This is a genomic window from Streptomyces sp. NPDC006512, from assembly GCF_040611935.1.
In the GTDB taxonomy this organism is placed as follows: domain Bacteria; phylum Actinomycetota; class Actinomycetes; order Streptomycetales; family Streptomycetaceae; genus Streptomyces.
In genome coordinates this window covers 1-23102 of record NZ_JBEXPG010000036.1, presented here as the reverse complement: position 1 = coordinate 23102, position 23102 = coordinate 1, and the positions used below count along the sequence as shown (strand labels likewise).

The following is a 23102-nucleotide window of genomic DNA, read 5'->3' as shown; positions in this document are numbered from 1 at the left end:
GAGGAGCTGCGCCGGCAGGCGCTGGCCGCCGCGGAACCGCGCTCCCGTGACGCCGGTACCGCCATCGTCTGCGACCGTCTCGTGCGCGTCTTCACCACGGACGGGGTGGAGGTGCAGGCACTGCAGGGGCTGGAGCTGACGGTGGCCCGGGGTGACCTGGTGGCCCTCGTCGGCGCCTCCGGCAGCGGCAAGTCGACGCTGCTGAACATCCTGGCGGGCCTGGACGTCCCGACGGCGGGCAAGGCGGCCGTCGGCGGCTACGACCTGCTGGAGATGTCCGCCCGCGACCGGCTGCGCTACCGCCGCGAGGCGGTGGGCTTCGTGTGGCAGCAGACGTCCCGCAACCTCCTGCCGTTTCTGACGGCTGCTCAGAACATAGCCCTGCCGATGCAGTTGAAGGGCGGCGGCCGGAAAGCCGGCGCCGCGCGGGCACGCCGGGTCGCCACGCTGCTGGAGGCCCTGGAGATCGGCGGTCTCGGGGACCGCCGCCCGGCCGAGCTCTCCGGCGGGCAGCAGCAGCGCGTCGCGATCGCCGTGGCCATGGCCAACGACCCGGCGGTGCTCCTCGCCGACGAGCCGACCGGTGAGCTGGACTCCGAGACGGCCGCCACCGTCTTCGAGGCGTTCCGCTCGGTGAACCGGGACCTGGGCGCGACGGTGGTGATCGTGACGCACGACCCGATGGTGGCGGGCGAGGTCCGCCGTACGGTGGCCATCCGCGACGGCCGCACCAGCAGCGAGGTCCTGCGCCGCACGGTCACCGACGAGCACGGCGCGGAATCGGTCAGCGAGCGCGAGTACGTGATGCTGGACCGCAGCGGCCGGGTGCAGCTTCCGCCCAAGTTCCTGGAGGCGCTGGGCATGGAGGACCGGGTGGCGGTGGACCTGGCGCCCGACCGGATCGAGGTCCGGCGCGACGACGCGGAGGACCCGGAGGAAACCGGCCGCGCGTGAGCCCCGCCCGCCCCCGCCCGCCCGCGCCGACGGGGCGTGCGTCACTTCCGCGGCCCGGGTGTCGTTAGGCGCACGGGGTTGACTCGGGGGCGAAGGGATGACGGAATGCGGCAGTTTCCTCTGGAGATGCACCACGTGGCGCCGGGGCGAGTGGTCGAGTGGCGGTTGCGGTCCACGGCGGAGCGGGACGGTGACCGGGGCGACGCGGCGGGCAGGAGGGCCTCCTTCAACCAGGACAAGCACTTCACCGTCGCCGAGGAGAGCCGCGCGGCCGACGACCCGGTCGCGTCGTGGCTCGCCGTGACCTTCGAGGTCGACGGCGCCCTCGACGAACCGGCCCTCACCCGGGCCCTGCTGGGCTTCGTCCAGCGGCACGAGGTGCTGCGGTGCGAGTTCCGGCGGCTGGCCGGCGAGCTGGCGTGCGAGCCCATCGCGCCCGGCGAACTCGCCCTGGAGCCGGTGGGCGTCGCCTCCTTCGACGACGCCGCCCTGGTGCGCGACTTCCTCGTCGAGCGGTTCAAGCGGAGCATCGACACCCTGTCGTGGCCGCTGTTCACGATGGGCGCCGTGGTGCGCCCGGACTCCGCGACGGTCTACCTCGCCTTCGACCACATCGTGTGCGACGGCATGTCGATGCCGATCGTCGTCAACGAGGTGCTGACCGCGTACGAGGCCCTGCGCGGCGGCGAGGAGGCCGTCCTCCCGCCCGCGCCCAGCTACCTCGACTTCGCCGAGGAGCAGCGCCGCCACTACCTGTCCATCGACGCGGACGACGAGCGGCTCGGCTACTGGAAGTCCTTCATCGGACGCAACGGGGAGTTCTTCCCCCGGTTCCCCCTGGACCTGGGCGTGGAGCCCGGCCTGATGTACCCGATCGTCAACGAGGCCTCCTCGCTGCTGGACGCGGGCGAGGCCGAGGTCTTCGAGAAGGCCTGTCTGGAGGCCGGCGCGAAGCCGTTCATGGGTGTGCTCGGCTCCGTCGGGGTGTGTCTGCGCGAGGCGGGCGGTCCGGGCGTGTACCGGGGGTTCATGCCCGTCAGCGAGCGCGGGCGCGGGGCGTGGAACGATTCGGTGGGCTGGTTCGTGAACACGATGCCGATCGAGTTCGACGCCTCGCCCGGCCAGGACTTCGCGCAGGTCATGAAGTCGGTGCGGGCCGGGTTCGGCGAGATGATCGGCCACATCGACGTGCCGTTCGTCAGGGCCTGGGAGCTGCTGGCTCCGGAGGAGTTCGCCGCCCGCTCCTGGCCGTACCCGGTGAACTTCTTCTCGTACATCGACATGCGCAAGTGCCGCGGGGCCGAACGCCACCACGAGTGGCGGCCCGCCACGCACGTCTGGTCGGCGCAGGCCAACGGCGCCTGCTCGTGGTTCCAGCGCGACGCGGACGGGCTGCACATGAACTCCCTGTACGTGGACACCCCGGCCGCCCGCGGCACGATGGGGAACTTCCAGGAGGCGCTGCGCCGGACGGTGCAGTCGGTCGCCCGCTCCGGCGGGTTCGGCCGCCCGGTGGCGCTCACGGCGCCCCGGCGCGGGGAGCCGGGCCGGGTCGGGGTCTGACGCCGTTCCTCAGAGGGCGGCGGCGCGGCGCAGCAGCAGGTCGCGTTCGCGTGCGTTGCGGGTGAGGGAGGCCGCCCTCTCGAACTCGGCGCGGGCCTCCCGCCCGCGCCCGAGCCGCTCCAGCAGGTCGCCCCGTACGCTCGGCAGCAGGTGGTAGGCGCGCAGCGCGGGTTCCCCGGCGAGGGCGTCGACGAGGGGCAGGGCGGCCCCGGGGCCTTCGGCCATGGAGACGGCGACCGCCCGGTTCAGCTCGATCACCGGGGACGGGACCAGTACGACGAGGCGTCCGTAGAGGGCGGCGATGGCCGTCCAGTCGGTGTCCTCGTAGGTGAGGGCCGCCGCGTGACAGCCGGCGATGGCGGCCTGGAGGGAGTACGGGCCGCTGCCGGCGCGGTGGAGGGCCTCGACGCCGCGCCGGATGAGGAGCCGGTTCCAGCGGGACCGGTTCTGGTCGGCGAGGAGGACCGGTTCCCCGTCGGGGCCGGTCCGGGTGGCCGTGCGGGAGGCCTGGAACTCCAGGAGGGCGCAGAGGCCGTGCACTTCGGGTTCCCGCGGCATCAGGGCGGCGAGCACCCGGGCGAGGCGCAGGGCGTCCTCGCACAGGGCCGGTCGGACGAGGTCGTCCCCGGCCGTGGCCGAGTAGCCCTCGTTGAAGACCAGGTAGATGACCTCCAGGACGTCGGCGAGGCGCTGTTCCCGGTCGGCGCCGTAGGGGACTTCGAAGGGCACGGCGGCCTTGGCGAGGGTCCGCTTGGCCCGGACGATGCGCTGGGCGACGGCGGGTTCGTTGGAGAGGTAGGCGCGGGCGATCTCCTGGGTGGTCAGTCCGCCCACGAGGCGCAGGGTGAGGGCGATGCGGGCGTCCGTGGCCAGGACCGGATGGCAGGCGGTGAAGACCAGCCTGAGCAGGTCGTCGTCGATGTCGTCCGGGTCGGCGGGCTCGTCCGGGGGCGGTACGTCCTCCAGGGTGCGGCCGACCTCGGCGAGCTTGCGCGCGTAGGTCTCCTTGCGGCGGACCAGGTCGATCACGCGGTGTTTCGCGGTGGCCGTGAGCCACGCCCCGGGCCGGTCGGGGATGCCGCTGACCGGCCACTGTTCGAGCGCGGCGACGAGGGCGTCCTGGGCCAGTTCCTCGGCGATGCCGACGTCCCGCACGATGCGGGTGACACCGGCGATGATCCGCGCGGATTCGATCCTGATCACCGCTTCGACCGCCTGGGCCGTACTCACTGCCGTCACGGCCACCCATCAGAGCAGCCGTGACGCGGCAGGGCAAACGCGGCGCGGGAAGCGCCCGGGATCACCTCTCGTCGATCTGGCGGACCTCGGCGCTCACCTCCCAGTGGGCGGGGTGGATCTCCAGGAAGCGCTTGGTCCACTCGATCGCCTCGGCCTTGTCCTTGCACTGGGACAGGGAGTAGCCGCCGACGACCTCCTTGGTCTCGGTGAAGGGGCCGTCGGTGTAGCTGATCTTCCCGCCGGACCAGCTGAGGCGGGTGCCCTCGGAGGTGGGGAGGAGGCCTGCGGTGTCGAGCATGACGCCGGCCTTGGTGATCTCCTCCAGCAGGGCGCCCATCCGCTCCTCGAAGTCGGCTGGGAACTCCTCGGGCGGCAGGTTCTGCTCGTTGATGCGGATCATCGTCAGGAAGCGCGGCATGGTGACTCCTCGGTCGGGAGGGCGGGGGCTTTCCCCGCCTCTCACCTGTGCGTCGAACGGGCGGAGCCCGGATCGACAGCTCCGGGAAAATTCTTCGGAGAAAAATCCCGGGCGGCCACCCGACGCGCTGCGGCCCGTCCCCCGGTCGCCGCCCCCCGCTGCTACTGGCGAGTACGATCGCGGCCCCAGGTCACTCCGAGAGGACTCCCGATGCCCCGCACCCCCTCTTCCCCGCTGCTCCTCGCAGGCCTCCTGGCCGGGGCCGCGGTGGCGCACGCGGTCGCGCCGAAGCAGTTCGACGCGACGGTCCCCGCCTCGCTGCCGGGCACCCCGCGCGGGTGGACGTACGCGAGCGGCGCGGCGGAGCTGGCGCTCGCCGTGGGCGTCGCCCATCCGCGCAGCCGCCGGATGGCGGCGCTGGCCGCGGCCGCGTTCTTCGTGGGCGTCTTCCCCGCGAACGTGAAGATGGCCGCCGACGCGCGCCGCCGCTCCCCGGCCTACCGGGCCGCGGCCTTCGCGCGGCTGCCGCTCCAGGTCCCGCTGGTGCTGTGGGCCCGCAGCGTGAGCCGCTCGGCGGCGTCCGGATGAATCCGGTTCCGCCGCATCCGTTTCCGCGGGCGCGGCGGAAGGAACGCACGGAGCCCCCGGTCGCACGTCGGCGGACCGGGGGCTCCGCCGCGCCCGGCGAGGGGCGCGCGGGGGCGACGTACCGTCAGGAGCACCAGAAGAACAGGGTGTCGTCGGTGCGCGCGCCCTCCGGGGCCGCCTCCCACTCCTCGGCCTCGAAGCGCATGGCCTTGACGAAGTACTCGGCCGTCTCCCGGACCTCCGGGTCCACCAGGTGGAGGACGGCCTCGTGGGCCGCGACGAACTCGGCGGCCCGCTCGGTCGGGAAGGTGCCCATCCAGGGGGTGGTGTCACCGGCGTACGGCAGCCGCACGGGCGGGCCCGACGTGACGATGTCGAAGATGCCGAGGCCGGCCGGTACGCCGGCCCGCGACAGTTCCTCGTCGACCGTCGAGAACCACGACTGGCGGGCCCAGTCCCCGAGGTCGTGGGTGTCGGAGAAGTAGGAGCAGATCAGCGCGTTCAGGGCGTAGTGGTACTGGGGGCCCTGCTGCGCGCTGATGTCGCCTTCGAGCAGTTCCTCCAGCGCCCGGCCCACCGGCACGTCGAGTTCGATCCCCTGGTCGAGCAGCCGTGCGTCCTGCGCCGCGCACCGCTCCCGGATGAGGCCCAGCCTGCGCTCCTGGTCCGGGGTCCGCTCGACGGCGGTGAGGAGCCTCATCGCGTCGCGCATGCTGCCGGTGCTCATTACGAGGTGACCCACTGCCACTCCTTCTCCAGACGGTCCTTCATGATCCACGAGCCCCGGCCGTCCCCGCGCGCCGGGGTGGCGGCCCGGCGCCCCCTGGGGAGCGCCGTCACGGTCCTACGGGCTGTCGCCGGTCCAGTCCCAGTGGGACGGATCGTCCGGGCGACGGCGGTAGTGGGCGCGGCCGCCCGCTCCGTAGCGCCCTATCTCGGTCGGCAGCCGGGCCTCCTCGGCGAGCTGGGGCGCGCTCCAGCCAGTGACGTCGAGGAGGAGGCCGTCGAGGGGGCCGCCCACGAGTTCGCCGTAGGCGTGACCGGGGCGGGGGCCCGGATCGGGGTCGTCGTGGTCGGCGCCGTAGACCCGGCGCCGCAGCATCCTGTCGTCCATGGGCCCAGCTTCACAGGCCCCACTGACAACGGTGCCGGGGCCCGTGCGGACGCGTGGCGGGCGGGAGCGCCTACGCTGTCCGCCTACGCTGTCGGCCTCGGCAGACGCGAACTGAGGAGCACCACCCATGGCCCGTCGGGTACACCGGCCGCTGGAGGACCAGGAATTCGACTTCATCGTCGGCATGACGCAGGGCCCGGTCCTCGCCTACTTCACCGGCACCTGGCCCAAGGCCGTCGAGGCCTGCCGGACGATGGACGTCCTCGTCGCCGAGCTGGCCGAGGAGTACGGGACCCGGCTGACCGCCGTGCGGACCGACATCACCCGCTGCCCCGGGCCGACGCGCCGCTTCGGCGTGACCGGCGCCCCGACGGTCGTCCTCGTCGAGGCGGGCGAGGCGGTGGCCTCGCAGGCCGGGCCGCTGACCCGCGAGGAGTTCCGCGCGTTCCTGGACGCCCACCTGTAAGCCCCTCCCCCCAGGGGCACGCACGGGCCCCTGGGGACTCCCCACGGGTGAACCCGGGCAGTGTGGCCGAAAGTGGCATAGGTGGGATAGGTGCCTCAGGCATGTAATGGAGTCCGGCGCGACGGAACCATCGCTTGCGAGGTGTTGTACCCATGTCCGAAGCCGTTTCCGAAGCCGTTTCCGAAGCCATCGCCTTCCCCCAGGACCGGACCTGCCCCTACCACCCGCCGACCGCCTACGAGCCCTTGCGCGAGGCGCGGCCGCTGTCCCGGGTGACCCTCTTCGACGGACGCTCCGTATGGGTCGTCACCGGCCACACCGAGGCCCGCACACTGCTCTCCGACGGCAGGCTGTCCACCGACCGCACCAACGCCGCCTTCCCCGCCCCCACCGCCCGTTTCAAGGGGCTGCAGAACCGCCGTACGGCCCTCCTCGGGGTGGACGACCCCGTGCACAACGCGCAGCGCCGGATGCTGATCCCCAGCTTCAGCGTGAAGCGGACCGCCGCCCTGCGCCCGCGGATCCGGGAGACCGTGGACCGGCTGATCGACGAGATGGTGGCCCGGGGCCCGGGAGCCGAACTGGTCGGCGCGTTCGCGCTGCCGGTCCCGTCCATGGTGATCTGCACCCTGCTGGGCGTGCCGTACGAGGACCACGAGTTCTTCGAGGGCCAGTCGCGGCGGCTCCTGCGCGGCCCCGCCCCGGCCGACGTCGAGGAGGCCCGCCGGCAGCTGGACTCCTACCTGGAGGCCCTGATCCGGCGCAAGCGCGCCGATCCGGGCGACGGCCTGCTGGACGAACTGATCGCCACCCGGCTGGAGACCGGTGAGACCGACGTCGAGGAACTCGTCGCCCTGGCGGTGATCCTGCTGGTCGCGGGGCACGAGACGACCGCGAACATGATCTCCCTCGGCACGTTCACGCTGCTGCGGCACCCGGAGCAACTGGCCGAGCTGCGCGCCGATCCGTCCCTGATGTCGGAGGCGGTCGAGGAGCTGATGCGGTTCCTGTCGATCGCCGACGGCATGCTGCGGGTCGCGACCGCGGAGATCGAGGTGGGCGGCGTCACCATCCTCCCCGACGAGGGGGTGGTCTTCGCCACCTCCGTCATCAACCGGGACGGGGCGGTCTTCGAGGAACCCGACACCCTGGACTGGCACCGGCCGCCCCGGCACCACCTGGCCTTCGGCTTCGGCATCCACCAGTGCCTCGGCCAGAACCTGGCCCGCGCCGAGATGGAGATCGCCCTCGGCAGGCTGTTCGAACGGCTGCCCGGGCTACGGCTGGCGGCCGATCCGGAGCGGATCCCCTTCAAGCCCGGAGACACCATCCAGGGCATGCTCGAACTCCCCGTGGCCTGGTGAGGGGCATGCGGATCTCCGTCGATCACGACGTCTGCGTCGGCGCGGGGCAGTGCGCGCTGACGGCACCCGAGGTCTTCACCCAGGACGACGACGGCTTCGGCGAGGTACGGGCCGGGCGCGAGGACGGCCACGGCAGCCCGCTCGTACGGGAGGCCGCGCGGGCCTGTCCGGTCTCGGCGGTCTCCGTAGACGAGGGGTAGGCCCTCCGGCCGCACGCGCTCCGATCGGTGCGCGACGGGGGCGGGATGCGCGACGGTCGGCGGCTGACCCCCTCGGGTGCGGGCCGTGAGGATGGCCGTCATGGATCCCGAACTCGAAGCGTTCATCCCGTTCCTCCCGCACATCGATCTGAACGACCCGGTCGCCGCCCGCGCGGACTTCGCCGCACGGGCCGGCGCGGCGCCGGCCCCGGACACCTCGGCCATGGAGGTCGAGGACCGTACGGTGCCCGCCGATCCGGACGTCCCGGTCCGGATCTACCGCCCGCTGGGGGCCCGAGGCGCCGTCGTCTGGCTGCACGGCGGCGGCGGTGTCTTCGGCGACCTGGACACCGAGCACCCGTGGGCCGCCCGGATCGCGGACCTCTCCGGGGCGGTGGTGGTCTCGGTGGGCTACCGCCTCGCACCCGAGCACCCGTTCCCGGCCGCCTTGGACGACGCCCGCGCCGTACTGGCCTGGACGGCCGCGCACGCGGACGGACTCGGCATCGACCCGGCGCGGATCGCGGTCGGCGGGCACAGCGCCGGCGCCGGGATCGCGGCCGCGCTCGCACTGAGGGCCCGGGACGAGCGGGGACCGGCCATCCGCTTCCAGCTGCTCAACCAGCCGGGCCTGGACGACCGGCAGGAGACCTGGTCGGCACGCAACTTCACCGACACGCCCTGGTTCGACCGCGCCAGGATCACCACGGCGTGGCGCCACTGCCTGGGCTCCCGGCCCGCCACCGCGTACACCGCCCCCGCCCGGGCGACCGACCTGACCGGCCTGCCACCGGCCCACATCGCCACGGCCGAGTTCTGCCCCAACCGCGACGAGGGCATCGAGTACGCGCTGCGCCTGATGCGGTCCGGTGTGCCGGTCGAACTCCACCAGTGGCCCGGCACCTTCCACGGATCGCAGGCGATCCTCTCCGCCGACGTCTCGCAGCGGCAGATCGCCGAACTCGGCGGCGCCCTGCGCCGCGCCCTCGCCGGATGAGCCGCCGGTCCCCTGCCGCGGGTGCGCGGGAAGAGCCCCCGCGGCCCCCATCGAGCTCACCGACCTCAGCAACCTCAGCAACCTCATCGATCGTGAAGGGACGGACGTCTTGAAGATCCGACTGGTGGTGTGCGCGAGCGTGGCCGCGCTGAGCGTGGGCGCGGGCACGGTGGCGGCGGCTCCCCCGTCCGACGGGCGGGGGCACCCGCCGGCGGGCAGCGCGAGGGCCGCGTCCCCCTTCGATCCCGCGGAGCTGGAGTCCGCCCTCGGCGGGGTCCACCGCGCGGGAATGCCGGGGGTGTTCGCCGAGGTCCGCGACCGCGGCCGGACGTGGCGCGGCGCCTCCGGGACCGCCGACGTGACGACCGGGCGCCCCGTCACCCCCGGCCTGCGGCACCGCGTCGGCAGCGTCACGAAGACCTTCACCGCCGCCGCGGTCATGCAGCAGGTCGAGCGGGGCCGGATCCGGCTCGACGCTCCGATCGGCGGCTACCTGCCGGGGCTGGTGCCGGGTGAACGCGGCCAGAAGATCACGGTCCGGATGCTGCTCAACCACACCAGCGGCATCCCCGACTACCTGCCCCGGGCGTTCCCGTCCCTGGCGGGCTTCCCGTCAGGGCCGGACGTGTCGGCCCGGAGCATCGACGACAACCGGTTCCGGCAGTTCCGTCCGGACGAGCTGATCCGGATGGGGCTCGACGCGCCTCCCGCCGGCGAGCCCGGCGGCCCGGCCGGGGTGTACTCCAACACCAACTACCTGCTCCTCGGCCGCCTCCTGGAGCAGGTCACCGGCAGCACGGCCGAGGGGTACATCACCCGGAACGTGATCGAGCGGGCCGGTCTGCGGCACACCGGGTTCCCGGCCGGGCCGCGCATCGAGGGTCCGCACTCGCGCATGTACGAGGCCTTCTACGGGCTGATCGATCCGCCGCGCGACTACAGCGTCTACGACATGTCCTGGGTGGGGCCCGCGGCCGCCCTGGTGTCGACGACGGACGACCTCAACCGCTTCTACGCCGGGCTGCTCGACGGCAGGATCGTCAGCCGGTCGTCGCTGGCCCAGATGCAGCGCACGCTCCCGGTCCGCGCCCTGGACGGGACGACGATCCACTACGGCCTCGGTCTGCACGAGGTCACCGTCCCCGGCTGCGGCACCTTCTGGGGCCACGACGGATCCGCCTGGGGAGCCGGGACGATCTCCCTCACCAGGGCCGACGGCAAGCGCCAGATGTCCGTCGCGGTCAACCTCCAGCGGTGGAACCGGCCGGACTCCTCGGGGCTGCCGCAGCCCCACCCCATCGACGGCGCGCTCGCGGCGCTGTACGGGCAGGCGCTGTGCGGGGACGGGAACGCCCGGCCCACCACCGGCTGACGAGCCGTCGGAGCGGACCACGACTTCCTGTACAGTTGTCCAGGAAATCGAGCCCGCCGGGGACACCGGCGGGCCGTCCGGGACGAAAGGGGGGTGGCCGTGCACACGGTCGCTCAGGTTCTCGTCGGCATCGTCGCCGCACTGCACGCGTACTTCCTGGTCCTGGAGATGTTCCTGTGGCAGCGGCCGCCCGGCCGGGCTCTGTCCGGGTTCGACGCGGAGACCGCCCGCCTGACCGCCCCGCTCGCCGCCAACCAGGGCCTGTACAACGGCTTCCTCGCGGCGGGGCTGGTCTGGGGCCTGGTCACCGGCTCCCTCGCCACGCAGGTCTTCTTCCTGGTCTGCGTGATCGTCGCCGGACTGTACGGGGCGGCCACCGCCAACCGCCGGATCCTCCTCGCCCAGGCCCTGCCCGGCGCGCTCGCCCTGGGCGCGGCGCTGCTCGCCGCATGACGCCGCCGGACCCGCGGGCGGACGGGGCCAGGGCCGAGGATCCCCGGACCGCCCGGACCAAGGCGCGGCTGCGCGAGAGCCTGCTCGCCGAGTGCGGATCGGGCCGGGAGCTGGCCGAGGTGAGCGTCTCGGCGGTGGTGCGCCGGGCCGGCGTCGGCCGCGCCACCTTCTACCTGCACTACGAGGACCTCCCCGCGCTCGCCGTGGACGCCTGCGCGGAGGTGGTGCACGCGGCGGTCGACGCCCTGCACGCCTGGCAGACCGGTCCGGGCTCGCTCCCCCCGGTCCGCCCGCCCGCCGCCCTGGCCGGGTACCTCACCGACGCCGCCCGCCACACGGCCCTCTACCGCACCCTGCTCCTCCCGGGCGGCGGCGGGCCGCTCGGCGAACGCCTCCACCGGGAGCTGCGGGCCCGGGCCCGGGCGGAGCGGGCGGCCGTCGGCGCCCCGCACCCGGACCTCGTCGCCTCTGCGGTGGCGGCCGCCTTCACCGGCGTCCTCGCGGACTGGCTGCACGGTCTGGTCCCGGCCTCCGGTCCGGCCGAGCTCGCCGACCGGCTCTGGGCCCTGCTGCTGGCCCTGCACCGGGCCCTGCCCCCTGCCGGGTGACCTGCGAGGACCCCGCGGGAGCGCCCGGGAAAGGGAGGTGCGGGGCGAGGGCGGGTCTGCCAGGCTGACGGGTCCGCCAGGCCGACGGGCCGTCCCCTCACCCGGGGCCGCACGCCTCACCGATACCGCACGCCTCACCCCGACCGCACGACCGAGGAGCATCCCGTGACCGCACCCAGGCTGGCCCCGCTGCTGGATCAGTTCGACTTCGCGTGCGAGCGCCTGACCGGCCGCCTGACGGGGCCCCTGATGGACAGCGGCGACGGGTCGGACACCCCGGTCGGGCCCATGACGGACGAGGAGTACTTCTGGGAGCCGGTGCCCGACTGCTGGTCGGTGCGCCGGCGCACGGACGGGCCGGGGCCGCGCGCGACGCTGCTGGCCGGCGCCGGCGACTGGGGCCGCGACGCGGCCGCGTACCCGCACCCGTGGCCGCCGCCCTTCACGACCATCGCCTGGCGGCTGAGCCATCTCGGCGAGATGCTCGCGCTCCGCGCCGAGCACACGGCCGGCGGACACGTCCTGACCCGGGCGGACCATCCGGTCAGCGGGAGCGCCGCGGAGGCGGTCGCGGCCTTCGGGGCGGGGGCGGCGGCCTGGCGCGAGGCCCTGCTCGGCGCCGACGAGGCCGCGCTGGACACCGTCGGCTACTCCACCTACCCGCACGGCAGCGACTCCGAGGAGCCGTTCGTCGACATCGTGTGGTGGGTCAACCAGGAGGTGCTGCACCACGGGGCGGAGATCGCGCTGCTGCGGGACCTGTACCGCTCCCGGCGCGGTTGAGCCGCAGCGGCGCCGACGCTCCCGCGGCTCCGGGCCCGCGACGCGCGGGAGCCCCCGCCGGACGACCGGCGGGGGCTCCTCGTCACGGGCTGGACTCGCGAAGCGGCGCTAGATCGGCACCACTTGCTCGGCCTGGGGTCCCTTGGGGCCCTGCGTGACGTCGTACTCGACCTTCGCGCCCTCGGCCAGCTCCTTGAAGCCGGTCGTCTGGATCGCGGAGAAGTGCACGAACACGTCAGGGCCGCCGTCGTCCTGCTGGATGAAACCGAACCCCTTCTCCGAGTTGAACCACTTCACGGTGCCAGTTGCCATCAGTACTGATCCTTCTCAACGTTCCACGCGGGCCGCACGTGCAGCCGTCTCGATAGTGCCCACCCCCCACTCGCACCACACTTCGGACGCGGCCAACCGTGGCGTTTCGAACGGATGGCCGCATCGCGGTTCAGGCCGCGCCCTCGCCGACGGGCAGCGGTGCGGCGGACCTGGGGCCGCGGGCGGCGGCGGCCCGCCGGGGGCCGCCGGCCCGGCAGCCGAGGCAGTGGGCGTGCCCGGCGCGGGCCGCGGTGTCCCGGACACGCCAGTCCCGTTCGGCGGGCGGCCGGGGACCGCTCGGCTTGCCCCACCCGGCCAGGTGGAGGAGCCAGGTGACGACCCCCGCCGCAGCGACCAGGCCGAGGCCCAGCCAGATGCCCGGCGTCCAGGCCGCGCAGAGCGCGGCGCCCGCTCCGGTGCAGCCCAGCAGGGCCAGGGTGGTTCCGGTCCATCCGGCCACGGTGTGGCCGAGGTCGACATCGCCGTGCGCGCTCATGATTCTCCCTGTGAGGACGGGCGCCAGTACGCTCGGAGCAGGATCTTTTATCTCACGAGCTAAGTAACTTAGATACTAAGGAGTGTGTGGGTGCACGGCAAGTCCCGCCCCCCGGCCACGGCCGGGGAGGCCATCGCGCGCATGGACCACTACGTGGCCCTGGGCCTCATCGGCCAGCAGGAGGTGGCGCAGCTGCTCGGGCTGAACGTCACGGACCTCACCTGCCTCGGTCACGTCCTGGGCGCCGGGGACACCCCCCTCTCCGCCGGTGACCTCGCCGGGCTCACCCACCTCACGACCGGGGCCGTCACCGGGGTCCTCAACCGGCTGGAGCGGGCCGGGTACGCGCACCGCCGCCCGGACCCCGCCGACCGGCGCCGGGTACGGGTGGTGGCCGACCCGGCCGCCGCCGCACGGGTCGTCGCGGTGTACGAGCCGTTCTACGCCCGGCTCGGGGCGCTGTTCGCCGAGTACTCGCCGGAGGAGGTCGCCGTCATCGCCGACTGGTTCGGGCGGGCCGCGGTCGAGATGCGGGCCCACCTGGCCCAGGTGCGGTCCGGGGAGATCGGACCCGCGGCGCCGTAGTGGCCGACTGGTAAAATGGCCGGGAAACTTGAGGCGCGGGGTGCTTCCACCCGACGCGGACGCGTACGACGAGCCGGGGCCCGTACCGAGGGGTACGGGCCCCGGCTCGTCGCCGTTCCCGTCCCGGCCGCCCTCCGCGCTCGTTCTCCTCACGGAAGGTTCTGCATGAAGAACCCGTCAGCTCATGGGCGTTTCGGCATCAAGGCCGGAGCGAAGGCAGGCTCCCGGCCCGGAGCCAAGGGCGGCGGCAAGACCCCCCGCACCCTCGGCCCCCAGGGCGAGTTCGCCATGCCCCGGACCGGCACCCCGGCACTGCCCCCGGTGACCTCGTTCGAGGAGCTCGGCCTGCCCCCTGAGCTGGTGAAGACCCTGGCCGACCAGCAGGTGCGGGAGCCGTTCCCCATCCAGGCCGCGACCCTGCCGAACTCCCTCGCGGGCCGTGACATCCTCGGCCGCGGCCGCACCGGCTCGGGCAAGACCCTCGCGTTCGGCCTGTCCCTGCTGGCCCGCACGGCCGGGCAGCAGGCCGACCCCAAGCGGCCGCTGGCCCTGGTCCTCGTACCGACGCGCGAACTCGCTCAGCAGGTCACCGAGGCGCTCGCGCCGTACGCGCAGGCCCTGAAGCTGCGGATGGCCACCGTCGTCGGCGGGCTGTCGATCGGCCGCCAGTCGGGCGCGCTGCGCACCGGCGCGGAGATCGTCGTGGCCACGCCCGGGCGCCTCAGCGACCTGGTGGGGCGGCGGGACGTGCACCTGGAACGCGTGAAGATCACGGTGCTGGACGAGGCCGACCAGATGTGCGACCTGGGGTTCATGCCGCAGGTCACCGAGATCCTGGACCAGGTCCACCACGCCGGTCAGCGGATGCTGTTCTCGGCGACCCTCGACCGCAACGTCGACCAGCTGGTCCGCCGGTACCTGAAGGACCCGGTCTCGCACTCCGTGGACCCGCAGTCGGCGTCGGTCGGCACGATGGACCACCACGTGCTGCACATCCACGCCGCCGACAAGATCTCGGCGGCCACCGAGATCGCGGCCCGCGAGGGCCGGGTGCTGATGTTCCTCGACACCAAGCACGGCGTCGACCAGTTCGTGAAGCACCTGCGGGCCATGGGCGTCCGGGCCGAGGGCCTGCACAGCGGCAAGTCCCAGCCGCAGCGCACCCGGACCCTCGGGCAGTTCAAGGACAGCATGATCACCGTCCTGGTCGCGACGAACGTCGCCGCCCGGGGCATCCACATCGACGACCTCGACCTCGTGGTCAACGTGGACCCGCCGGCCGACAGCAAGGACTACCTGCACCGGGGCGGCCGGACCGCCCGCGCGGGCGAGTCCGGCAAGGTCGTCACCCTGGTCACTCCCAACCAGCGGCGGGACATCGTCCGCCTGATGGCCGACGCCAAGATCCGGCCGACGATCACCCAGGTGCGCTCCGGCGAGGCGGCGCTGAGCCGGATCACCGGCGCGAAGGCACCGTCGGGCGTCCCGCTCGCCGGTGCCGCGCCGACCGACGCGAAGGGCCGGCCGAGCGGCTCCGACCTGGGCTTCCGCGGGATCGGCACCCGCCCCGGCCGCCCGGGCAAGGGCAAGGAGTCCCGTAGGACCATCGAGGCGCGGCAGGCCGCGGAGGCCCGCCGCGCCGCCCGGGTCCGCAAGGGCCTCTGAGGCGCGGGCGCCGGGCTCCGCGGGGCGGGGACCGGCGCCGTACGCGGTCAGGCGCGGCGGCGCCGCTTCCGGGCCACGATCGCGCGGGTCACGAGCGGCGGGAGCAGGTCCTTGGCCAGCCGGCGCCAGCGGGCCCCCGGCCGGGGTGCGGGCGGCGCGACGACCGGGGCGGGGACGACGGGTTCGACGTACTCCTTCAGCGGCTTCGGCCCGGGCGGCGCCGTCACCCCCTCGTCGCCGATGCGCACCAGCGGCTTGCCGTCGACGATGTCCACGCCGTGCCACAGGTCGCTGCGGCCCTCCAGCCAGGCCAGCAGGGCCGCCTGGTGGGGTGCGGGGTCGCCCCAGGTCGCGTAGAGCTTCGAGGCGGATACGGCGATCACCCGGAGTCCGCCGGTGGCCACGGCGGCCCAGACGGCCGCGGCGACGCCCGGGCAGTGCGCGGACCGGTAGTCGTCGAAGACGACGACGGCGTCCTCGGTGGCGACCCGGCGCGAGGAGGCGATGTCCTGGACGACGTGCTCGTGCAGGTGCGAGGCGTCGACGTGGACGAAGCGGCAGCTGCCGGGACGCACCCGGTCGGCCACGACGGAGGTCGGCGCCTGGATGAGCGTGGGCAGTTCCTCGTGGAACGCCAGGTAGTTCGTCTCGAACCCGCGCCGGGTGAGCGTCGGGTAGGAGTCCTTCATCTCCGCCAGGTTGAAGTCGTCGGGCGCGGGCGAGTCGAAGAGGTCGCAGACGGTGAACTCCTCGCCGTCGCGCAGGTATCCGGCCAGGAAGATCGCGCTCTTGCCCATGAAGGCGCCCAGTTCGAGGATGTCGCCCGAAGAGTCGGCTTCCTCGTTCTGACGGGTGAGGAACCAGTCGAACAGCACCTGGTCATACGCCGAGAACCAGCCCTTGACCTCGCCGAATGTACGGGGAACGGGCGGTGCAGGCTCGGCGTCGGGGGTGGTGACGGGAGCCTGTGAAACGTGCGACACGGAGAGTCATCCTCCAGCGGAGTGGCAGCGGTTCAACTCTGGTACCTGGCCAGGTAAGCAGACCATAATCCCCCGAACGCGCGTCTGACGAGACTTCGCGGAAGGGACTCCTTCCACTTCGGCGGCGGTGACCGCGGCGGGAACCCGGCGGGGACCGCCGCGGGCCCCCCGCGTGCGCTCAGAAACCGCCCCCGCAGCCGCCGCAGCCCGCGCACCCCGCGCCCAGGGACGGGGGCTCCGAGATGCGGCCGCCGTCCGAGGAAGAGGAGGAGGAGGAGGCGGAGGAGGAGGAAGAGCGGGAGCGCGCGGGAGCGTCTCCGGCCCGCCCGGGCTCGTGGCGCCCGGGTGCGGGGCCGCCGCTCATGGCCAGCGCGAGTACGGGGAGCGTGACGGCGTCCAGTCCGCGCCGGCTGACCTCCGCGACGGTCCTGCGGCTCTTGGCGGGCAGGCTGGTGCCGCGGTCGGGGCGCGGCTCCCACGACCCGTCAGCCAGGGCCCGCTCGTACAGGGCCCGGCCGGCCGGGCTCGCCCCGCGGGCGCGGGGCCGGGGGTCGCGCTGCCCGTACACCACCGCCCAGACGGCCAGGAGCAGGGCGAAGGCCACGAGCGGCCGGAGCCACTGCCCGGGGCCGTCGGCGACGGCGGACCAGATCACCGCCGCGACGCCGAGGACGCCCGCGAGGAGCGCCGCCGCGGCCTCGAAGCCGGTGGCGTCGTCGGCCGCCTTCTCGCGGGCCGCGTCCATGGCCAGGCCCTGCTCGACGAGCCGGGCGGCCACCCGGAGCACCGCGGCCGAACCGGCCGCCTCGGCGCGCACGGCGGCGGCCGGCCGGGTGGCCCCGGCGCCCTTGCGGGCGAGGACGGCGGCCTGCACCGGGTCGCGCGGGCTCCGGGCCGTCAGGTCGAGCCCGTACTCCGCGGTGACCGGCAGGCGCCCCGCGAGGTGGAGCGCCGCCATCGCGGTCTCGACGACCGCCGCGTTGCCGTTGCGCAGGTACGCCACCTCGTACATCGTCAGCGGTTCCCGGGGCGGCCGCGGCGTGCGCACCGGGGGCCGGGTCATGCGGCGGTGGGCCCGCAGCCGCAGGAGATCCGCCGCCACCAGCAACAGGGCGGACGGCAGGAACAGGTACGGAAACCACACGGCTACCCCCCGGTGTACGCGCCTGGGGGTGAGTGTGGCGCCGCCCCCGGGGTCCGGCAACACCCCGGGCGGCCTCGGTCGCCGCTACCCGCGGGGAAGGGCCAGCCGGCGCAGCCGCTGGGCGGCGGCGCCGCGTACGCGGCCGGTCCGGGCGGACGCGGCGAGGAGGGCCAGCGCCTCGTACGGGGCCGGGGAGAGGGCGGCCGTGTGCTGGCACCAGTCGGAGGCGGCGGTGAGTTCCGCGGCCGACCAGGCGCGGCCCGCCGCCAGGGCCTTGAGCAGGCTCCACTCGCGCAGCCGGCGGGCCGGGAAGGCCCGGCCGTCGACGGCGGGGCGCAGGGCGCGGGCCCAGTCGGGGAACTCCCCGTCGGCCGGGAGCCGTACGGCCCGGCGGTCCAGGTGGGTGACGACGGCGCTCTCGGCCATGACCGGGTCGGGGTCGCGCAGGACGGCGGCCACCGCCTCGGCCTCGGCCGCGATGGCGCCCGAGGCGGCGGCGAGCCGGTCGAGGTGTCCGGCGTAGCCCGGGCGGCCGGCGTCGGGCCGCTGCGGGAGCGGCGTCGCCGGCTCGCGGAGGGTCCGCCCGGCGGGGTCCGCCTGGTCGCCGCCCGGCTCCCGGATCGTCTGGTGCTCGCGTATCCCCATGCGGCCATTCCACACGACCGGGGTGCGCGGGCGGCGCGCAGGGGTCCCCTGGGGCGTGTGGCGGTCAGACCTGCTCGAAGTAGAAGGACTTGATGAAGCAGTCCCGGGGCTGGCCAACGGCGAAGAGGACGCAGTCCACCAGTGACTGCGCGGTGAGCGGGTCCTTGGCGGTGCGCGGGGCGCCCTCCCAGGCCGGGGAGAGCGGGTCGTGGTTGTCGAAGTCGGGCGGGTAGAGGGAGATCACCCGGACGCCCTGGCCCCGCAGGCGGCGGGAGAGGACCTCGGTGAAGCCGGCCTGGGCGCTCTTGGCGGCGTAGAAGGAGTCGTGCGCGTCGGAACGGTGGTTCCCCTTCTCGCCGCAGCCCGAGACCATGGTCACGATGTCCGGCTTCGCGGAGGCGAGGAGCAGCGGCAGGAAGGCCTTGGTCACCAGGACGGTGCCGGTGGCGCCGGAGGCGAGGGTTTCGACGACGTCCTCGTCCGAGGCGGACAGCAGGTCCGCCCCGTGCTGGTAGCGGGAGGCGTTGTTGAGGAGGACGTCGACGTGGTCGGTGCGGGCGGCGACGGCGGCCGCGAACTCCCGTACGGAGGCGGGGTCCGTGAGGTCGCAGGCGAAGGCGTGGACGCGGTCCGCGTCGAGGCCCTGCGCGCGGATCTCCCCGCGCACGCGTTCGGCGGCCTCGAGCGTCCTGGCGGAGAGGTAGATCTCGGCGCCCTCGGCGGCGCACCGCAGGGCGAGGGTCCGCCCGAAGTCCCGGCCGGCGGCGGTGATGACGACGCGGTGGTGTGCGAGTGTCATGTGGTTCCCCCTGGTTCGTGGTCGCTGCACATGATCACATGTGTGCCGTGCCGTCGCCGCGGCGGGGCCGGGGCGCGGGCGGCCCCGCCCGGTGGGGTTCAGAGGCCGTGGGACTCGTATCCGCCGGAGCCCTGGGCCTCGTCGTGTCCCTGTTCCGGCAGCGGGGCGCCGGTCTCCAGCAGCGTCTTGAGGCTGGAGGCGAGCAGGGGCCAGGCCCGGCCGCACATGCCGATGAGGGTGCCGCCCGGTACGAATCCCTCGTGGTGGACGGTCAGCCGCGCGAGGGTGTCGCCGACCGGCTCGATCTCGTAGGTCACCCGGGTGCGCGGCTGGCCCGCCAGTTCGGCGCGCAGTTCCTCGTCGATCCCGACGGCGGCGGCCCACTGCGGGGTGAAGGTGTGCCAGGTGTAGGAGAGCCTGCGGTCCGGTACGCAGTCCAGGACCACCTGTTCGGGGTCGCTGGTGCGGGCGCCGCGCTCGACCCAGGCCATCGGTGAGCCCACCGACCAGTCCGTCTCGAAGCTCAGGCCCCAGTAACGGCGGGTGAGGGCGGGTTCGGTGAGGGCCTGCCAGACCCGGGCCGGGTCGGCCTGGACGTACAGGGTGTAGGTGATGTCACTGTCGGTCATGGCCCCATGCTGCGGGACCGGCCGCCCCCGGCGCCGGATTGGTCCGGTCGCGGCGGGGGCGTCACCAGCGGGTGCCGTGTTCGGGGAGTTCCGTCGGCGGGGTGCGGGGCGGCGCGGGCAGGGAGAGGCGGGCGCGGGCGGCGTGCACGGCCGCGAGTTCGTGGTGGCCCGCCGGTCCCCAGTCGCTGAGTTCGCGGACCTGTTCGGGGGTGGCCAGCAGCCGGGCGTACGCGGGGTCGGCGGCCGGGGACACGGCGGTGAGGCGGGCCGCGGTGCGGGCGAGGGCTCCCCGGTCGGCGTACCGGTAGCCCAGCGGGAGGGCGGATACGGCCGGTTCCGCCGTCGGGGACGGCAGGTGTGCGGCGCCGGTGGCGCGGGCGACGAGCAGCAGGACCCGGCCGTCGGGGGCGAAGAGCCAGCCGGAGCGTTCCCGTACGGGCAGGTGGGCGGGGACGGGGCCGGGGATCCAGGGGCCGTGCTGCGGGGTGCGGCGGGTGCGCAGGACGCCGAGCCGGTCGAGGGCGGTGGGGGCGGTGGGGCGGCCGGCCTCCAGCAGGGCGGGGCCGGAGCCGTTGATGCGGGCGCGCAGGGCGGACAGCGCGCGGCGGGCGTCGCCGGGGTCCATCAGGGCGGGCAGGTCGGCGGGTTCGGCGAAGTCGATGCCGGTGACCTCCTGGGCGGGGAGCCGGACGGACTCGATCCGGTCGGGGGTCCAGGTGCCGCCGTCGTAGACGTGGAGGATCTCGCCGGGGAAGCGCATCTCGGGCGGGAAGCCGGGGGTGTCCGCGGGGATCCAGTCGACGGCGAGGCCGTGCGGGTAGTGGCCGTCGACGCCGAGTTCCTCGCGCATCTCGCGGGCGGCCGCGGTGGCGGGCGACTCCCCCGCGTCCACGGCTCCGCCGGGCAGCAGCCGGTCGGCGCGGTAGTCGACGCTCTGGACGAGGACCCGCCCGTCGGTGTCGGTGACGAGGACGACCGCTGCGGTCCAGAGCGTCGCGCGGGAGGCGCCGTACTCCTGCGGGGTCATCCAGGTGCCCGCCCGTCCGGGGTCGTCGGTCAGCTGCGGCATCGGTACTCCGTTCGACGTGGGTGGGCCCGTCGGCTGTGCAACAGCGGGCGCGGTGCGCGGGTTACGGCGGACACCGGGCCGGAACACCCAGATCCGCTTTACCCTCCCTATACCTCCTTATTACCTGGTTATGTCGATCTTGATACGGTCCGCCATGCGGGCTGGCGGTGTGAAAACCGCCGGTCCGACCACGTCACCGGCCCGAGGAGAGAGCACAGCCATGCGACGCGCACGCCGTACGGAGACCCGCGAGGCCACCGGAAAGCGGTGGACCGCGCCGAAGGCCGCCGGGGTCACGGGCGGCGCCGCGGTGCTCGCCTTCGGCGGGCTGTACGCGGCCGGGCTGCTCCTCGCCGGGGAGGAGGTCGCGCCGGGCACGAAGGTGCGCGGCGTCGACATAGGCGGGATGACCCGCGCCGAGGCCCGCCGGGCCCTGGCCCGGGACCTCGGACCGTCCGCGACGGCCCCGCTCGGACTGCGGATCGGCGAGCGCACCGAGCGGGCGGCCCCGGCCACCCTCGGCCTGTCGCTGGACACCGCCGCCACCGTCGACCGCGCCGCGCGCGCCGGTTCGGGTCCGTTCACCGTGATCGGCCGGCTCTTCGCCGCGGGCGACCCGGACGTGCGGCCGGTGGTCCGCTTCGACGAGAAGGCGGCCCGGGCGGCCCTCGACGGGCTCGGCAAGAAGACCGGCCAGGGAGCCCGCGAGGGCTCGGTGACCTTCGAGAAGGGCAAGGCGAAGGCCACGGCCCCGGCCGCGGGGATCGCCCTCGACGCCGACCGCTCGCTCGACGTGCTGCGCGCGGCCTACCCCCGCCCGGCGGGCTCCGCGGACCCGGTGGAACTGCCCGTGCGGCGCACGGAGCCCCGCGTCGGACAGCAGGAGACGGAGCGGGCCCTGAAGGAGTTCGGCGAACCCGCGGTATCGGCGCCCGTGACCCTCACCGTAGAGGGCAAGCGCGTACCGGTCGCCCCGGCGGTGCTGGGACGGCACCTGTCGATGAAGGACGACGGCAAGGGCCGCCTGGTGCCCGTCCTGGACGAGAAGGCCCTGCTGGCCGATCCCGCCGTCGGCGGGCCGCTGCGGCAGGCCTCGCCGGGCCGGTCGAGACGAAGCTGCGGGTCGACGGCGCCGGCCAGGTCTCGGTCACCGAGGACGGCCGCGCGGGCCGCCAGGTCACCGCCGGGACCCTGGGCAAGGCCGTGCTGCCGCTGCTCACCCGCAGCGGCGCGGCGGCCCGCACGGGCGAGGTCGCCACCGAGGAGGTCCAGCCCCGGCTCACCCGCGAGGCCGTCGCGCGGCTCGGCATCAAGGAGAAGGTGTCCTCGTTCACCGTGCCGTTCGAGCGGGCCCCGTACCGGACGACGAACATAGGCCGGGCCGCCGAGCTGATCAACGGCTCGGTGGTCATGCCCGACGAGACGTGGAGCTTCAACCAGCGGGTCGGCGAACGCACGAAGGAGAACGGCTTCGTCGACGGCATCATGATCAACAACGGCCGGTACGAGAAGGCCGCGGGCGGCGGTGTCTCGGCCGTCGCGACCACCGTCTTCAACGCGATGTTCTTCGCCGGCGTCAAACCCGTGGAGTACGGGGCCCATTCCTTCTACATCGAGCGCTACCCGGAGGGCCGCGAGGCCACGGTCGCCTGGGGCAGCCTCGACCTGCGCTTCGCCAACGACTCCGGCAGGGCCCTCTACATCCAGGCCGAGGCCACCGACACCTCCGTCACCGTCACCTTCCTCGGGACGAAGAAGTACGACGAGGTCAAGGCGGAGAAGGGCCCCCGCACCAACGTCAAACCGCCCGCCACCCGCACCGGTACGAGCCCCGCCTGCGAGCCGCAGTCCCCGCTGGAGGGCTTCGACGTGGCCGTCGACCGGATCTTCGTGAAGGGCGGTCAGGAGGTGAAGCGCGAGACGATGAAGACCCGGTACACCCCGCGCGACACCGTCACCTGCGGCTCCTGAGAAACCGCCCGTTCCTCTCTTCTCACCCATCAGTGTGACGGCGGGCGTCCCGGGCCGCCGCGGTACGGCAGGCTGGGCGGATGCAGTCACGCCGGGCCCTGCCCCTGATCCTCGCCGTGCTGATGCTGGCCACCGGATGTGTGACCGTGCGGCCGACCGGGCCCGCCGGGTCGCCGCGGCTGGATCCGGCGGCGTCCCGCACCGTCCCCCGGCAACCCGCCTCCCCCGCCTGGCCGTTGACGCCCCTGCCCGAGGCCGCCACGCCGACGCCACCGGCCCCCGGGCCCCCGGCGCCCGTGGCCGCCGCCGCGGAGCGGGCCGCACCCGAGCGGGCCGCACCGCCCCGGGCCGACGACCGGCCGCCGCGCCGGGCCGCCCCCGCGCGGCCGGCCCGGCCCGCGAAACCCGCGCGGCCCGCGCACCGTGCGCGTGACACCGCCCCCGCGGCGAAACCCCGCACACCGAAGGCGCCGAAGCGGCGGCCCGCGCGCCCCGCGCCCCGGCCCGCGCCGCAGCGCACGTTCGACATGGCGCCCCTGTGCGCGGCGGCCCGGGGCCGGGTGGACCCGGCGATCGTCGCCCTGTGCCGGTAGGGCCTGTCGTCAAACTCCCGTCGTCGCCCGGAGGGCGGCCCTGCGGCGTCTGGTGCGTGCTCTCGGTGCGCCGGGCGGAAGCCCGCGTACTG

General features: G+C 74.4%; 28 protein-coding genes. 16 read left to right on the top strand and 12 right to left on the bottom strand.

Annotated elements, in window-relative coordinates; translation table 11 throughout:
• The first annotated feature begins 21 nt into the window (after positions 1 to 21).
• Together ABZZ17_RS24380 and ABZZ17_RS24375 are read left to right on the top strand one after the other, a co-directional pair.
• A complete protein-coding gene (locus ABZZ17_RS24380; protein WP_356878560.1) occupies positions 22 to 954 on the top strand; it encodes an ABC transporter ATP-binding protein in 933 nt (310 codons plus the stop codon).
• Positions 955 to 1059: 105 nt separating this feature from the next.
• Positions 1060 to 2517: a condensation domain-containing protein gene (locus tag ABZZ17_RS24375; protein WP_356878458.1), complete on the top strand. Its 1458-nt coding sequence runs from the start codon at positions 1060 to 1062 to the stop codon at positions 2515 to 2517.
• Between the two features lie 9 nt (positions 2518 to 2526).
• On the opposite strand, the gene ABZZ17_RS24370 is transcribed toward ABZZ17_RS24375, so the two are convergent.
• Complete coding sequence (locus tag ABZZ17_RS24370) at positions 2527 to 3747, bottom strand: RNA polymerase sigma factor (protein WP_356878558.1); 1221 nt, start codon at positions 3745 to 3747, stop codon at positions 2527 to 2529.
• A gap of 70 nt (positions 3748 to 3817) precedes the next feature.
• Positions 3818 to 4174 carry a YciI family protein gene (locus ABZZ17_RS24365; RefSeq protein WP_356878456.1) on the bottom strand — a complete coding sequence of 119 codons (357 nt, stop codon included), beginning with the start codon at positions 4172 to 4174 and terminating at the stop codon, positions 3818 to 3820.
• A gap of 210 nt (positions 4175 to 4384) precedes the next feature.
• Here ABZZ17_RS24365 and ABZZ17_RS24360 point away from each other — a divergent pair, with 210 nt between their 5' ends.
• Positions 4385 to 4762 (top strand): hypothetical protein, encoded by a 378-nt coding sequence (locus ABZZ17_RS24360; RefSeq protein WP_356878454.1) that lies wholly within the window; start codon positions 4385 to 4387, stop codon positions 4760 to 4762.
• A 124-nt stretch (positions 4763 to 4886) separates the two neighbouring features.
• Here the strand turns inward: ABZZ17_RS24360 and ABZZ17_RS24355 are convergent, their stop codons facing one another.
• Positions 4887 to 5504, bottom strand: coding sequence for a hypothetical protein (locus tag ABZZ17_RS24355; RefSeq protein WP_356878452.1), 618 nt, complete (start codon positions 5502 to 5504; stop codon positions 4887 to 4889).
• A gap of 102 nt (positions 5505 to 5606) precedes the next feature.
• Positions 5607 to 5876, bottom strand: a complete 270-nt coding sequence (locus tag ABZZ17_RS24350; protein WP_356878450.1) for a hypothetical protein — start codon at positions 5874 to 5876, stop codon at positions 5607 to 5609.
• A 127-nt stretch (positions 5877 to 6003) separates the two neighbouring features.
• Here ABZZ17_RS24350 and ABZZ17_RS24345 point away from each other — a divergent pair, with 127 nt between their 5' ends.
• The 8 genes from ABZZ17_RS24345 (at position 6004) to ABZZ17_RS24310 (ending at position 12119) form a co-directional block, all read left to right on the top strand.
• Positions 6004 to 6342, top strand: a complete 339-nt coding sequence (locus ABZZ17_RS24345; protein ID WP_356878448.1) for a thioredoxin domain-containing protein — start codon at positions 6004 to 6006, stop codon at positions 6340 to 6342.
• A gap of 152 nt (positions 6343 to 6494) precedes the next feature.
• On the top strand, positions 6495 to 7706 hold the full coding sequence (locus tag ABZZ17_RS24340) for a cytochrome P450 (RefSeq protein WP_356878446.1): 1212 nt from the start codon (positions 6495 to 6497) through the stop codon (positions 7704 to 7706).
• Between the two features lie 5 nt (positions 7707 to 7711).
• Complete coding sequence (locus tag ABZZ17_RS24335; protein ID WP_356878444.1) at positions 7712 to 7906, top strand: ferredoxin; 195 nt, start codon at positions 7712 to 7714, stop codon at positions 7904 to 7906.
• A gap of 100 nt (positions 7907 to 8006) precedes the next feature.
• Positions 8007 to 8903, top strand: a complete 897-nt coding sequence (locus tag ABZZ17_RS24330; RefSeq protein WP_356878442.1) for an alpha/beta hydrolase — start codon at positions 8007 to 8009, stop codon at positions 8901 to 8903.
• 289 nt (positions 8904 to 9192) lie between these two features.
• Positions 9193 to 10275: a serine hydrolase domain-containing protein gene (locus ABZZ17_RS24325; protein ID WP_356878556.1), complete on the top strand. Its 1083-nt coding sequence runs from the start codon at positions 9193 to 9195 to the stop codon at positions 10273 to 10275.
• A 99-nt stretch (positions 10276 to 10374) separates the two neighbouring features.
• Positions 10375 to 10728, top strand: coding sequence for a DUF1304 domain-containing protein (locus tag ABZZ17_RS24320; RefSeq protein ID WP_356878440.1), 354 nt, complete (start codon positions 10375 to 10377; stop codon positions 10726 to 10728).
• Entirely contained in the window at positions 10725 to 11336 is a 612-nt protein-coding gene (locus ABZZ17_RS24315; protein WP_356878438.1) for a TetR/AcrR family transcriptional regulator, read from the top strand. Before ABZZ17_RS24320 ends, ABZZ17_RS24315 begins: the two co-directional genes overlap by 4 nt.
• 165 nt (positions 11337 to 11501) lie before the next feature.
• Entirely contained in the window at positions 11502 to 12119 is a 618-nt protein-coding gene (locus ABZZ17_RS24310; protein WP_356878436.1) for a DinB family protein, read from the top strand.
• 108 nt (positions 12120 to 12227) lie between these two features.
• Here the strand turns inward: ABZZ17_RS24310 and ABZZ17_RS24305 are convergent, their stop codons facing one another.
• Together ABZZ17_RS24305 and ABZZ17_RS24300 are read right to left on the bottom strand one after the other, a co-directional pair.
• The gene (locus ABZZ17_RS24305) at positions 12228 to 12431 is read right to left on the bottom strand and encodes a cold-shock protein (protein ID WP_351828433.1); all 204 of its coding nucleotides are present in this window, start codon (positions 12429 to 12431) and stop codon (positions 12228 to 12230) included.
• Between the two features lie 130 nt (positions 12432 to 12561).
• Entirely contained in the window at positions 12562 to 12927 is a 366-nt protein-coding gene (locus ABZZ17_RS24300) for an HGxxPAAW family protein (protein ID WP_356878434.1), read from the bottom strand.
• 90 nt (positions 12928 to 13017) lie between these two features.
• Between ABZZ17_RS24300 and ABZZ17_RS24295 the strand changes: the two genes are divergently transcribed.
• Positions 13018 to 13512 (top strand): helix-turn-helix domain-containing protein, encoded by a 495-nt coding sequence (locus tag ABZZ17_RS24295; RefSeq protein WP_356878432.1) that lies wholly within the window; start codon positions 13018 to 13020, stop codon positions 13510 to 13512.
• Between the two features lie 288 nt (positions 13513 to 13800).
• Positions 13801 to 15177, top strand: a complete 1377-nt coding sequence (locus tag ABZZ17_RS24290; RefSeq protein ID WP_356878555.1) for a DEAD/DEAH box helicase — start codon at positions 13801 to 13803, stop codon at positions 15175 to 15177.
• Between the two features lie 47 nt (positions 15178 to 15224).
• Here ABZZ17_RS24290 and ABZZ17_RS24285 read toward each other — a convergent pair whose 3' ends face one another.
• The 6 genes from ABZZ17_RS24285 to ABZZ17_RS24260 form a co-directional block, all read right to left on the bottom strand.
• Positions 15225 to 16160 (bottom strand): class I SAM-dependent methyltransferase, encoded by a 936-nt coding sequence (locus ABZZ17_RS24285; RefSeq protein WP_356878430.1) that lies wholly within the window; start codon positions 16158 to 16160, stop codon positions 15225 to 15227.
• Positions 16161 to 16338: 178 nt separating this feature from the next.
• The gene (locus ABZZ17_RS24280) at positions 16339 to 17304 is read right to left on the bottom strand and encodes a TIGR04222 domain-containing membrane protein (RefSeq protein ID WP_356878428.1); all 966 of its coding nucleotides are present in this window, start codon (positions 17302 to 17304) and stop codon (positions 16339 to 16341) included.
• Positions 17305 to 17388: 84 nt separating this feature from the next.
• Positions 17389 to 17949, bottom strand: coding sequence for a hypothetical protein (locus tag ABZZ17_RS24275; protein WP_356878426.1), 561 nt, complete (start codon positions 17947 to 17949; stop codon positions 17389 to 17391).
• A 64-nt stretch (positions 17950 to 18013) separates the two neighbouring features.
• Positions 18014 to 18748 carry an SDR family oxidoreductase gene (locus ABZZ17_RS24270; RefSeq protein WP_356878424.1) on the bottom strand — a complete coding sequence of 245 codons (735 nt, stop codon included), beginning with the start codon at positions 18746 to 18748 and terminating at the stop codon, positions 18014 to 18016.
• Positions 18749 to 18846: 98 nt separating this feature from the next.
• Positions 18847 to 19377 (bottom strand): SRPBCC domain-containing protein, encoded by a 531-nt coding sequence (locus ABZZ17_RS24265; RefSeq protein WP_356878422.1) that lies wholly within the window; start codon positions 19375 to 19377, stop codon positions 18847 to 18849.
• Positions 19378 to 19438: 61 nt separating this feature from the next.
• Positions 19439 to 20446, bottom strand: a complete 1008-nt coding sequence (locus ABZZ17_RS24260) for an NUDIX hydrolase (protein ID WP_356878420.1) — start codon at positions 20444 to 20446, stop codon at positions 19439 to 19441.
• Positions 20447 to 20666: 220 nt separating this feature from the next.
• Between ABZZ17_RS24260 and ABZZ17_RS24255 the strand changes: the two genes are divergently transcribed.
• The 3 genes from ABZZ17_RS24255 to ABZZ17_RS24245 all read left to right on the top strand — a co-directional run bounded on the left by ABZZ17_RS24255 (position 20667) and on the right by ABZZ17_RS24245 (position 23010).
• Positions 20667 to 21821 carry a peptidoglycan binding domain-containing protein gene (locus ABZZ17_RS24255; RefSeq protein WP_356878418.1) on the top strand — a complete coding sequence of 385 codons (1155 nt, stop codon included), beginning with the start codon at positions 20667 to 20669 and terminating at the stop codon, positions 21819 to 21821.
• A complete protein-coding gene (locus ABZZ17_RS24250) occupies positions 21767 to 22417 on the top strand; it encodes a VanW family protein (RefSeq protein WP_356878416.1) in 651 nt (216 codons plus the stop codon). The genes ABZZ17_RS24255 and ABZZ17_RS24250 overlap by 55 nt, the downstream gene beginning before the upstream one ends.
• Positions 22418 to 22497: 80 nt before the next feature.
• Entirely contained in the window at positions 22498 to 23010 is a 513-nt protein-coding gene (locus ABZZ17_RS24245; protein WP_356878414.1) for a hypothetical protein, read from the top strand.
• Positions 23011 to 23102 lie beyond the last annotated feature (92 nt).